This window comes from Marinagarivorans sp. (genome assembly GCF_982758155.1).
On the sequence record NZ_CEXWTU010000157.1, the window covers coordinates 1 to 11,831 of the forward strand.

Annotated in this window: 9 protein-coding genes; 7 read left to right on the forward strand and 2 right to left on the reverse strand. The window is 49.0% G+C overall.

Going from position 1 to position 11,831, the window contains the following annotated elements; translation table 11 throughout:
• Positions 1-6,123 (forward strand): hypothetical protein (locus tag AC3A8L_RS15015; RefSeq protein ID WP_487963083.1); only part of this gene is annotated, 6,123 nt, incomplete at its 5' end.
• An 87-nt stretch (positions 6,124-6,210) separates the two neighbouring features.
• Here AC3A8L_RS15015 and AC3A8L_RS15020 read toward each other — a convergent pair.
• Positions 6,211-6,414, reverse strand: coding sequence for a helix-turn-helix transcriptional regulator (locus AC3A8L_RS15020; protein ID WP_487963084.1), 204 nt, complete (start codon positions 6,412-6,414; stop codon positions 6,211-6,213).
• A complete protein-coding gene (locus AC3A8L_RS15025) occupies positions 6,414-6,887 on the reverse strand; it encodes a hypothetical protein (RefSeq protein WP_487963085.1) in 474 nt (157 codons plus the stop codon). Before AC3A8L_RS15025 ends, AC3A8L_RS15020 begins: the two co-directional genes overlap by 1 nt.
• Positions 6,888-7,169: 282 nt before the next feature.
• On the opposite strand from AC3A8L_RS15025, the gene AC3A8L_RS15030 reads away from it, so the two are divergent.
• The 6 genes from AC3A8L_RS15030 to AC3A8L_RS15055 all read left to right on the forward strand — a co-directional run bounded on the left by AC3A8L_RS15030 (position 7,170) and on the right by AC3A8L_RS15055 (position 11,797).
• A complete protein-coding gene (locus AC3A8L_RS15030) occupies positions 7,170-7,694 on the forward strand; it encodes a thioredoxin domain-containing protein (RefSeq protein WP_487963086.1) in 525 nt (174 codons plus the stop codon).
• A 78-nt stretch (positions 7,695-7,772) separates the two neighbouring features.
• The gene (locus tag AC3A8L_RS15035) at positions 7,773-8,315 is read left to right on the forward strand and encodes an RNA polymerase sigma factor (protein ID WP_487963087.1); all 543 of its coding nucleotides are present in this window, start codon (positions 7,773-7,775) and stop codon (positions 8,313-8,315) included.
• Positions 8,312-10,378, forward strand: a complete 2,067-nt coding sequence (locus AC3A8L_RS15040) for a vWA domain-containing protein (protein WP_487963088.1) — start codon at positions 8,312-8,314, stop codon at positions 10,376-10,378. The genes AC3A8L_RS15035 and AC3A8L_RS15040 overlap by 4 nt, the downstream gene beginning before the upstream one ends.
• A gap of 82 nt (positions 10,379-10,460) precedes the next feature.
• Positions 10,461-10,847, forward strand: a complete 387-nt coding sequence (locus tag AC3A8L_RS15045) for a YkgJ family cysteine cluster protein (RefSeq protein WP_487963089.1) — start codon at positions 10,461-10,463, stop codon at positions 10,845-10,847.
• Positions 10,848-10,861: 14 nt separating this feature from the next.
• Positions 10,862-11,527 (forward strand): alpha/beta hydrolase, encoded by a 666-nt coding sequence (locus AC3A8L_RS15050; protein WP_487963090.1) that lies wholly within the window; start codon positions 10,862-10,864, stop codon positions 11,525-11,527.
• 57 nt (positions 11,528-11,584) lie between these two features.
• Positions 11,585-11,797, forward strand: a complete 213-nt coding sequence (locus AC3A8L_RS15055; protein ID WP_487963091.1) for an FKBP-type peptidyl-prolyl cis-trans isomerase — start codon at positions 11,585-11,587, stop codon at positions 11,795-11,797.
• The last annotated feature ends 34 nt before the right edge of the window (positions 11,798-11,831 follow it).

The following is an 11,831-nucleotide window of genomic DNA, read 5'->3' on the forward strand; positions in this document are numbered from 1 at the left end:
GCCTTACAACATATCTATGCTGCGGGTGATGACCATGCGGCGTTAACAGCGCAAAGTTTAGGTGGTGGCGGTGGCGAAGGGGCCATTAATATTAGCGGTGGCATTGCTTCTGATGCGCCCATGATTTTTGGTTTGGGCGGCGCCGGTGGCGATGCCGGTACAGCCAGTGATGCGACGGTGGTGGCGGTAGCCAATATTGAAGCAACGGGTACTAATGCCGCCGGGGTTGTGGCGCAAAGTATTGGCGGCGGTGGCGGTAACGGCGGCTTGAATGTGAGTGGTGGTTTATCGCTGGGTAAATCAGCGGATATTCCGTCTATAACGGTAGGCATTGGGGGTGCCGGCGGTGAAGGCTCAATCAGTGGTGATGCCTCGGTTAACCACACGGGTACGATTACAACCGCCGGTGACTGGAGCCATGGCATTTTGTCGCAAAGCTTGGCTGGCGGCGGTGGTAATGGAGGCTTGAATGTTTCGGGTGAAATCAATTGGGCCGACTCCACTAATTCGGGTGGCGCAACGGATTTAACGATAGTCGCTGGGGTGGGTGGTTCGGCCGGAACAGGGGCCGACGCTGGTGCAGCTGCGGTTGTCTCAACCGGTAATATTGCCACCGAAGGCGATTACGCTCGCGGTATTTTTGCCCAAAGTTTAGGCGGTGGGGGCGGTACCGGTGGCATGAATGTTACGGGGGTTTTCGCCAAAGATAGCTCACCGATTACGGTCAGTGTTGGCGGTTCTGGCGGGGCGGCGGGTAATGCCGATGCGGCCAGTGTTAATCGCGGTACTGTCGATGCGGCAGCGGGCCTGATTACAACCGATGGTATCGGGGCTATTGGTATCGAGGCGACCAGTATTGGCGGTGGTGGTGGCGATGCGGGCATGAACTTCACAGCCGGTATTAGTCTTGCTGGTGCTGACGACGGTGCTTCTAGCAACGCGATGCAATTAAATATAGGTGGTTCAGGCGCGGCTGCGGGTAATGGTGCGGCCGCGGATATTGATCATGTGGGTAATGTGGTTACCGCTCAAGATGAAAGCCACGGCTTGTTTGCGCAAAGCATCGGCGGTGGTGGCGGTAACGCGACCATTAACCTTTCGCTGGTTTATGAAGGCAAAAATGAAGAGAACAAAGCGTTAGCGATAAATGTGGGGGGTGGCACCGGTGTGGGCGGGCAAGGCGATCAAGTCTCGATCGATCACACTGGTGATGTGAATACCCTAGGAGGTTATGCGCATGCGATCTTTGCGCAGAGTGTTGGCGGCGGCGGCGGTAATGCCGGCCTTACCATGGCTTATAACAAAGTCAGTGGCGGTAAAATGGATATCACAATTGGTACCGAGGGCGCCGATGGCGGTTCTGGTGGCAATGTTGTGGTGGACGCTAACGGTAATTTAATCACGGCGGGCGAAGGTTCGCACGGTGTGTTAGCCCAAAGTGTGGGTAACGGTGGCGGTAATAGTAATAGCACCTCGGTGAGTGTCACCGGTGCCAGCACTGAAGGTGAATCGACCCAAGGCGCTAGCCTGAGCATTGGTTTGGAAGGGGGTGTTGGTGGCGCGGCAGGTGATGTGGCGGTTGATATTACAGGCCTGATCAGCACTTCCGGCGCAACCGCGTATGGCATCTTTGCTCAAAGTGTTGGCGGTGGCGGCGGTAATGGCGGTAGTGCCAGTGGCAGCGGTGCCTCGGCGGCACTCGCCATTGGTGGCAACGGCGGTGAAGGTGGCCTTGGTGGCAAGGTAGAGGTTGATTCATCGGCGTTGCTGGGCACTTTAGGCGATGACGCCATTGGAATACTTGCGCAGAGTGTTGGCGGTGGCGGCGGTACAGGCGGCATGACTAAAACCGGCTGGATACCCTCAGATAAAGGCACTGGCGTGAGTGTTTTAGTGGGTGGCGGTGGCGGCACCGGCATGACCGGCGGCGAAGTGAATGTGAGTAATAGCGGCATTATTACGACCCAAGGCACTAATGCTTATGGCGTGTTGGCGCAAAGCCTGGGCGGCGGTGGCGGTAATGCAGGCATGGTGCTTAACACCTTAAAAAATTCAACCGGCGATAATGCGACACGGTTGGATATTTCTATTGGTGGCGATGGTGGCGATGGTGCAGCAGGTGGCCTTGTGAATGTTAATAATAGCGGTCGAATTGCGACATTGGAGGCCGGCGCCATTGGTTTGTTTGCTCAAAGTATTGGCGGTGGTGGCGGCAATGCCGACACGGTTTTAACCGGCTCCTTAACCACCAGCGGTGGTGCGAACAAAATGAGCTTTAGCTTAGGCGGCGATGGCGGCACAGGAGGAGCCGGTGGTGATGTTACGGTTGTGAATAGGCCCACGGCCAGTGACGACATGGCTGAAATATTAACCATGGCCGACAGTGCTCACGGTATTTTTGCCATGAGTGTTGGTGGCGGTGGCGGTACAGGCAGCACAGCCATTACCGCCAATGTCACCAAAGGCACAGGAGAGTCAGCGGCCAGTGCCTTTGCGTTTGCTTTGGGTGGTTCGGGCGGCACCGGGGGTACTTCTGGCGTGGTGGATGTAACCAACGATGGTGATATCACCACGGTTGGTAATGCTGCCCATGGGGTGGTGGCGCAAAGTATTGGTGGTGGCGGCGGAGAAGGCGGCTTGGCATTAGCGGGCAACCTAACGTTGGGTACGACCTCTGGCGATACCGAAACGACCAATCGCACTAGCAGTATTGCCGTGGGGGGCAGTGGCGGTTCTGGCAACACTTCCGGCGATGTTGCTGTGAATAACAGCGGCACAATTACTGTTTACGGTGAGGCCTCTTACGGTATTTTTGCGCAAAGCATTGGTGGCGGTGGCGGTAATGGGGGTTTTGCGGCGAGTATCTCTAATGATCTAGCGACTAACCCGAAAACGAATTTGGCGCCCTTCCTTTTAAATGCCGCATTGGGTGGCAGCGGGGGTGAAGGTGCCGATAGTGGAAATATCACTGTCACCCACACCGGTAGTATTACGGCACACGGCGATAACGCTTACGGTATCTTTGCGCAAAGTATTGCCGGGGGTGGCGGTACGGCTCAAACCTCTATCTCTAGCCCTATTTGGACTGCCGTTGATTACACGATGTCCACGTTAATGGGGGTAAAAGATGGAAGCTCTGGTACGGCGGGTACGGTAACGCTAAACACCACGGGCGACATCACAATGTTAGGTGCGAACAGCCAGGCCCACTTTGTACAGTCGGTGAATGGTGGCGGTGGTGATGCGACAACTTTTATCGATATTAGCGAGCAAGCGGCATTACTGGGTGATGATAGTGTTGATATTGATGAAACCGATAGTGTTATTGAAGAGCTAACGAATATCGTGAAAGGTTATGTGGGCTTAGGTGTGGATACCGCCGAAGATGCCGTGGGCAGCGATATTGTCTCGAGTCATTTTGGTAGTTTATGGGCCACAGGGGATGATTCAACCGCATCACAAACGCAATCGATTGGTGGCGGTGGCGGTAATAACAGTACTCAGTTAACCACGGATGATGAGGCGACGATTGATTTGGAGCTAAGCCTTGGCGGCAGTGTTTCGGATGAAGCTGAGGATAGCGCCACTTACACCGGCAACCACGGTGGTGATATTACACTGGCGCTTGATGGTAATTTACAAACCGATGGCGAACGTTCGCAAGGCTTAGTTTTACAGAGTATTGGTGGCGGTGGCGGTAAGATAACCGCGCAAGTTATGCATCCTGAAAACGTCAGTGATTCATCATCTAATGTAGGTTCTAAGGTGGCAAACTTGGCGCTAGGGGCTTACCAAGGGAGCAATAATAATGGCGGTGATATTGCATTTTCCTTAGAGGGTAATGTGAATACTCAGGGGATCGCCTCGGCGGGGTTACTGGTGCAAAGTGTTGGTGCTGGTGGCGGTGCCGCCCGTGTTGATGGCTTAGATAATGTAAACCTGAGCATTGGCGGGCGGGGCAATACCCAAGGGGATGCCGGCGATATTACGTTTACCAATACGGGCAGTGTTGTAACCCAAGGCGCAATGAGTCACGGCGTGATTGTGCAGTCGATTGGTGGCGGTGGTGGCACCGCATACAGCGATGTTAATGATGAGGCGTTAGCCATAACCTTAAACAGCGATAACACGGGTAACGGCGGTAGCATTACCTTTAACCAGTCTGGTGATGTTGTGACGTTCGGTGATGGCGCACATGGTGTGGTATTGCAAAGCTTGGGCGGTGGCGGTGGCCTCGTGAATAATCGTTTTGCGGGTAGTGCTGGTGGCTCCGGGCTAGCGGGTGACATTACGTTTACGCTAGAAGGGAGTATCGCTGTGATGGGGAATGGCAGTGATGCGATTTTATTGCAGTCCGATGCTAGTGATGGCCAAGGGGATATTGCCATCACTATTGGTGCTGATCACAGTGTTATTGGCGGCCGTGAGGGTGCAGGCGTGCATTTAACGGGTGGTGAAAATAATACGCTGGTTAATAACGGCACAATCACAACGCTCGATGAATTGGCTGGCATGGCGTTATATGCGCAAGGGGGTAACAACACGGTTACCAACAACGCGCTTATTTACGGCAATATTGATTTGGGCTCTAATTTAAATAAAATTACTAATAATGGTTTGATGGTGACAGGCTCACAGATTCAGCTAGGCCAAGCGGCGAGCCTATTACAAAACAACGATGTACTGCGCCCAGGTGATACAGGCCTTGCTGAAACGGTCATCTTATCCAGTAGCTTTGAGCAAACGGGTACGGGTATCACTTACGCCGAATTGGACTTTACCCCTGATACGATTGATCAGGTGCTTGCCGGTGGTACGGTTGAATTAGACGGTATTGTGGATGTTGCACTGCTTAACCCACAAGATGTGCCCATTGGTTTGTATAGCAAAGTGTTATACGCCGGTGAATTGGGTTTAACCAACAACGGCTTAGAGCTAGTGACCGCGCCAAGTGTGGTGATTAACTACGGCTTAGTGTTTGAGCCAACCGAAGCGCAGCTGGAATATAATATCGATTTTGCACCTCAAGGTATGAGTGCCAACCTGACGCAATTAGGGCAGTACTTTAATCGCATCCAAATAGCTGGCGGTGGTGACTCAGGCATAGATGCCGTCGTCACTAAGCTTATTTACGATCCCGATATGCCTGCTTACCGCAATTCGCTTTCGCAAATGTCGCCTGAGCTTTATGCGCATCAGCAAGTGCAGTTACTCGAAAGTGCGCATTTGTTTTCTTCGCGAATGTTGTCTTGCGATAGCAGTGGTGCAGCTTATAAAAATGATGAAGCAGGGAATTGTTTTTGGTATCAAGTTGAGCATCAGCGCTCGTCGACCGAGCAGTACGCAGACTACAAAGCCACTGAGCTAACGACGAATCGTTTTTCGCTGGGCTATAACAAACAGTTTGCTGGGCAGTGGTCATTGGGTGTGGGATACAGTGCTGAAAGCCACGATAGCGAAGGTTACGATAAGCGCTGGTTAGCCGATGGTCGTGGCAATCAATTTGGTTTATCCGTCGCACATCAAGCGGGTGCAACACAATTGGCGGCGGTATTAAGTTATACCAACAGTAATATAAAGACCCAACGAATCGGTGAAGTGATTGAACCCTTTGCAACGCAGTTAGAGCGTAAAGCGAAGGTACTCAGTAATGTAGTGAGCGTTGAACACGAAATGGTTGTGGGTGATTATTTATTGATGCCGAGCTTTGGTGTCGGGTTTGAGCACCTTAGTGCAGCGGCGGCTAAAGAGGTGGGTGCCGGATCGCTTAATTTGCAGTTACAAAACTACAGCGAAAATCATGCGTGGGTGGAGCCGGGTATTAAAGTCGCGCGTGACTTCTTTAAAACGGACTTTGATTTTTTAAGGGTTAGTTTAGATGTAGGAGTGCAAAGCTATATCATTGGCGACTCGACTTATGCCAATGCTGTTTTCCAAGGTGCACCAGAAGGGGCTAGCCCTATGACTATCCCCGTCGATTTAAGTGATCCAATTGTTCATACGCAATTAGCCATACAGAAAATAGCGAAAGATAATATGGTCTTTACATTCACTTACCAAAAAGATTGGGCTGATCATAAGGACAGTGATCGGGTTGATTTGAATGTGAGTTTTGGTTTTTAGCGGTAACTAGAGGAGTGACAAAAAAGGCGCCATTAGGCGCCTTTTTTCGGTTATGGAATGGAGTGTTTTCCTCCTTATTAATGCAATCTATTGATACCCAAAAGCCTCCATAATCGAAACGTCGAATACTTCTGCAATTTTAAAGGCTAATTCAAGCGACGGTGAATAGCGATTAGCCTCTAGAGCGCTAATGGTTTGGCGAGTAACGCCGGCGGCTTTTGCGAGCTGAGCTTGCGTCATTTCGTTGTTATCAAATCGTAAGCGACGAATATTGTTGGTGATTTCTGGCATTACACTTTTCCCCATTGGTACAGGTAAAGCTGGGTGAATGATTTAATGAAAGACGAGAGCGTTAATACGGCAATAAGCGCGAACATAATATGAAAATAATCGATGGAAAGCCCTTTACCACTAAAGAAATAATCACCGGCAATATGGGTATTACTAATAAGTCCAATCACGACACATATACCAAAATAGAGGCTGATATAGGCAAGACGGTTGGCTTTGGCGGCAATGCGGTGATCTCGCTCATCGGCGGGTTCTTCACCGCGAAAGTTAATGACGACCATTAGAGCAATACCGCCAATAATGGCAAATACAACTGTTTTACTTACAATCCAGCCAACATCGGCGCTGATCCATTCGGTACCGGTGCCTAGCCCCATTATTTTATTGATGAAGTAGATAACAATGGCGATCTCAAGTACGAGTTCTCCAATAATATTTTGCTGCTTATTTGATAGTTCTTGCCAGAAATTCATCGCATTTACCTTTCATGTACGGGTGGGTGTGGGGTGGATTATTGCTAAGCCTTGAGCTGAGTGTAATGTAATACTTACTCAATGTAAAATATATATTACATTGTGTCGTGTTTTTTGTTCATTAGTGGCCGGTCTATAGGCTGGCAAATGTTTTTTAGGTACAGTGGCGGCAAAATACTGATCGACTTACACGGAGTAAGCGGACAGCTGGTACGGTTATAAGGGCTGTGCTTTTATTAGCTTTTAAGAATATTGGCAAATAGGCCATTAACGAGGCATGTGATGTCAAAAAAACTACGTTTATGGCTCTGGCTACGCAAAGCGTTGCTTCAGGGTGGCGCCTTCGTGCTGGTATTTTTAGTGTTATCAGCGGTATTGGATGGATGGCGGGGCAGGGCATTGCCGTTGTCGGCCATCCCTGAGGGGGCTTATTTGGATCTTAAGGGTAATAGTGTCGACCTTTCGGCTTTATCGCGTGAAGGCCTGACGGTCGTTTACTTCTGGGCCACATGGTGTGGGCCTTGTAAGGTAACGTCACCCTCCGTAGAGCAGCTGGCAAAGCATTATCCCGTCGTTACTATTGCGATGGCGTCAGGCGATGATGGGGTGCTTAAAGGTTATTTTCCGGGTAGCACTCCAAGCTTGGTGATGGTTAATGACGATAGCCAAGCGATTGCGCGGCAGTGGGGTGTGGGAGTTACGCCTACAGTCTTGTTTGTTAAAAACAGCACTATTGTGGGTTACACCATGGGGGCTAGCGGGTATCCGGGCCTGCTTCTGCGCGCGTGGTGGTGGGCAAAAAGCTAGAGCGCAGCCAAGGAAAGTCCTGATGGCGACGTCTAATGGATAACGTTCAAATATTACCCTTTTAATAAGGCTTGTTTCATGGTGGAAGATAAACTCATTCGTGCAGCGCAAGGCGGTAACTCAAAAGCGTTTGCGGTGCTGTTATCCCTTGTGTACGACATCATTTATCGCTTTGCCTTTAAATGGGCGGGCAATAAACATAATGCCGAGGATATTACCCAGCAGGCCTGCATTAAATTAGCGAAAGTGATTAAACAATTTCGTTTCGAATCGGCGTTTACCACCTGGTTGTACCGGCTGGTGCTGAACTGCGCTAACGATTGGGGGCGCAGTGAAAAAAGGCATTATTCTGCTGAAGGGAGCCAAACAGCGCCATGCTCTGAGGGTATGCAGGCTAGTAATACTACCGAAGCGCCCACCGAGCTTGCGCGTGTTTTAGCGCAGGTAGATGCAATGGGGAAAGGCTTTAAAGAGACTTTGTTATTGGTGCTGGCTGAGGGTATGACGCATGCCGAAGCGGCCATAATTTTAGAAGTTAAGGAAAGCACGGTGTCTTGGCGTATTCACGAAATTCGCAAGCTGTTAAAAATTCTCGACGAAGCGACGGGGGCATTATCATGAAAGAGACAGAGCTTATTGCTTTATTACAATCAGAAAATCCCGATATCGACGCTAAAGTAAAAGCCAATACCCTTGCGGCTGCCATGGCAGAATTTGAATCTTCTGCGGCTACGCAAACCGAATCGAAAAAAGTTGAAAGTTTTTTCCAAGGATTTTTAAGGCGCCTGCGTCTTACGCGTACAAACACAATAAAACGCGAGGAAAACTTAATGAAAACATTTTCAAAAAATTGGTTGTTGGGTGGTTTAGGTTCTACGGCGGCGGTGGTTACAGGCTTTATATTAATCGGGCCTTCAATGCACAAATCGCCAGATGGCGCACTAGGCGAGCTGTATGCGCCGGCTGATTTAGTCTTGAGCGACGACAGCGTACCGAGCTCAGTCCCTCCAATGGCAGAGCTTGAAGAGGTGGTTGTGATGGAGATTCGTGATTCACAGCTAGAAAAAAAAGTGATGAAACACGAGGTCAGTGAATTGGCCGGTAGAGTTCCGGCGGAAAGTATTGCTGCTTTGCCTAGCACCACTAACGTCTCTGCATTAATGCGGACCAAGGAATCCAGCAAGTTGGCAGCGGCGCCGCAACCATTGGCGAAAAGTAAGCAGGTAGCAGACAATATAAGCATGCCGGTAGAAACCGAACATCGGGATCAGTTTAAAACGGTTGATGCTAATAGCGTAAAAAAGGTGAGTGAAACCCCCGTGTCGACATTTTCTATTGATGTGGATACCGCGTCGTACAGTTTTGTTCGCCGTAGTTTGAATGATGGGCATTTACCGCAGAAGGCAGCTGTGCGAACGGAAGAAATGCTCAATTATTTTGATTACAGCTATCCTCTAGCCGAAGATAAAAAACAGCCCTTTAAACCGACGGTTGTGGTTACCGATGCGCCTTGGTCCAAGCCGGGTGAGAATAAAAAGTTGTTGCATATCGGCATTAAAGGTTACGACATTGCTGCCAATGAACAACCTAATAGCAATTTAGTGTTTTTGCTTGATGTATCCGGCTCTATGAATAGTCGTGATAAATTGCCCTTGGTTAAGCAATCGATGCATTTACTGTTAGAGCAGCTAAAGCCTACGGATACCGTCGCGATTGCGGTTTATGCTGGCGCAGCGGGCACCGTATTAGAGCCAACTGCCGTGAAGGATAAGGCTAAAATCATGGATGCCTTAGATCGTTTAAGTGCAGGTGGCGGCACAGCGGGTGCGCAAGGTATTGAATTGGCCTATGCATTGGCTGAGCGCAATTTTGATAAAAATGCCGTTAACCGGATTATTCTGGCTACCGATGGCGATTTTAATGTGGGAATATCCCAACCAGATGCGCTTAAAGGTTTTGTTGAACGCAAGCGCGAGAAAGGTATTTTTCTATCGGTACTGGGTTTTGGGCGGGGCAACTATAACGACCATTTAATGCAAGAACTAGCGCAAAACGGTAACGGAGTAGCGGCTTATATCGATACCCTCAGTGAAGCGCAAAAGGTGTTGGTGCACGAAGCGACTTCGTCACTATTCCCCATCGCTAAAGATGTTAAAATTCAACTGGAATTTAATCCGGAAAAAGTGAGTGAATACCGTTTGTTAGGCTACGAAACACGTGCCTTAAAGCGGGAGGATTTTAATAACGATAAAGTCGACGCTGGTGATATTGGTGCAGGTCATACCGTTACGGCTATTTATGAGTTTGTACCTACAGCCTCGGCGCATCAACAAATCGATAATTTGCGTTACGCCTCGACAAAAAATGACAAAAAGCCAACTGTTAGAGAATATGGTTTTTTAAAGCTGCGTTATAAATTACCAAATGAAAAGACTTCTAAGCTTATCGAAAAAGCCATTACAGCAGAGGCGCTAGAGGTTAATGCAAGTCTGTTGTCGGAAATTAATTTTGCAACAGCCGTTGCAGGCTTTGCCGAGTTACTTAAAGGCGGGCAAAATCAGGGCGAGTGGGGTTTTGATCAGGCCTTGGCGTTGGCGCAAGCGAATAAAGGTGAAGATACCTATGGCTACCGTACCGAGTTTGTGCAGTTAGTGCGTAAAGCGATGATGGCAAAGGCAATGTAAGGCAATATGCTGAGTAATATTTATTGAAGAGGGGCGGTCCGTAAGATCGCTTTTTATCGTCATAATTCGAGTCGCGTACAGAATGAAATCATGTAATCAGTGCGGGAAATGCTGCATGAAATATAGCGATGGTGGGTTATCGGCTTCTGCTAGCGAGATTGAAATGTGGGAGCTATTTAAGCCGAAGATCTTCGCTTTTGTGCGCAATGGCCAAATATGGGTAGACCCAGTAACCGGTAAGCCTTTGCAGCGGTGCCCTTTCTTGGTGTTGGAGCCTAACTCGCCAAAATACACCTGCAGTATTTATGATGATCGCCCTGAAGATTGCCGGCATTACCCCACCCATATTGACGAAATGGTGAGGGACGAATGCGAAATGATTGAATTAGTCGACCTAGAAAAACCGAAGGTAGCACAAAAGAAACTTGATAAAATGATGGCTGACAGTCGCCCTCCTTATTCTTATTGATTGGAAAACAAGCAATGACAGCAACGATTGAAAAAATACACGGTACCGGTAAGCCAACGCATGCCATTATTTGGCTGCATGGTTTGGGTGCAACTGCCGACGATTTTGTACCGGTAATACCTTATTTAGAGCTCGCGAAAACGCTCACTATTCGTTTTGTATTCCCGCAAGCGCCCGATCGAGCAATCACTATTAATGGCGGCCATGTTATGCCAGGTTGGTATGATATTAAAGGCAGTGACATTAGTGATAAAGAAGATTTACCCGGTATTACTGAATCACAAAAAACGCTAGAGGCACTTATTGCGGAACAAGTGGCTAAAGGTATTGCGAGTGAAAATATCATTATTGCTGGCTTTTCACAGGGCGGGGCGGTGGCGTATTACACGGGCATTCGTTTAAAACAGAAAGTGGCAGGTGTTTTAGCCTTATCAACTTATTTGCCCTTTGCTAAAAATGCAGAAGCTGAGCACAGCGGTGTTAATGTAAAAACACCCATGATGGCCATGCATGGCCGCGCCGATGGTGTTGTACCGCTGGGTATGGGAAAGGCTAGCGTGGATGCGTTAGTTAAGCTTGGGTACGACATTACCTGGCAAGATTACGCCATGGAACACAGTGTTATTCCTGAGCAGTTGGTGGATATTGGGCGGTGGATAAATACGGTTTTTACAAAGTAGAGTAAACATTGCATTTGAAATTGCTCATGTTTTAACTTGATGTCAGAGCGTCATTTAATGAACGAACTAATTGTTACAACGATTCAAGAGGGCGACGGCAAAGAGGCCGTAAAAGGCGCTTTAATCACAAGGCATTATCGAGGCTGCTTAAGTGACGGCACGCAATTCGATTCGTCGTACGATAAAAATAAGCCGTTTCAGTGCGTAATTGGGACAGGGCGTGTGACTAAAGGTTGGGATCAGGGTATTTTAGGGGCGTGCACTGAATAAGTTGCTGGAATTTGGGTTTTTGGGTGCTTGCTTG

What these genes read in the sequence shown, in the direction of transcription:
- AC3A8L_RS15045 (WP_487963089.1), top strand. Translation starts at nt 10,461, where the DNA reads ATGAAATCATGTAATCAGTGCGGGAAATGCTGCATGAAATATAGCGAT.
- AC3A8L_RS15025 (WP_487963085.1), bottom strand. Translation starts at nt 6,887, where the DNA reads ATGAATTTCTGGCAAGAACTATCAAATAAGCAGCAAAATATTATTGGA.
- AC3A8L_RS15030 (WP_487963086.1), top strand. Translation starts at nt 7,170, where the DNA reads ATGTCAAAAAAACTACGTTTATGGCTCTGGCTACGCAAAGCGTTGCTT.
- AC3A8L_RS15040 (WP_487963088.1), top strand. Translation starts at nt 8,312, where the DNA reads ATGAAAGAGACAGAGCTTATTGCTTTATTACAATCAGAAAATCCCGAT.
- AC3A8L_RS15020 (WP_487963084.1), bottom strand. Translation starts at nt 6,414, where the DNA reads ATGCCAGAAATCACCAACAATATTCGTCGCTTACGATTTGATAACAAC.
- AC3A8L_RS15050 (WP_487963090.1), top strand. Translation starts at nt 10,862, where the DNA reads ATGACAGCAACGATTGAAAAAATACACGGTACCGGTAAGCCAACGCAT.
- AC3A8L_RS15035 (WP_487963087.1), top strand. Translation starts at nt 7,773, where the DNA reads ATGGTGGAAGATAAACTCATTCGTGCAGCGCAAGGCGGTAACTCAAAA.
- AC3A8L_RS15055 (WP_487963091.1), top strand. Translation starts at nt 11,585, where the DNA reads ATGAACGAACTAATTGTTACAACGATTCAAGAGGGCGACGGCAAAGAG.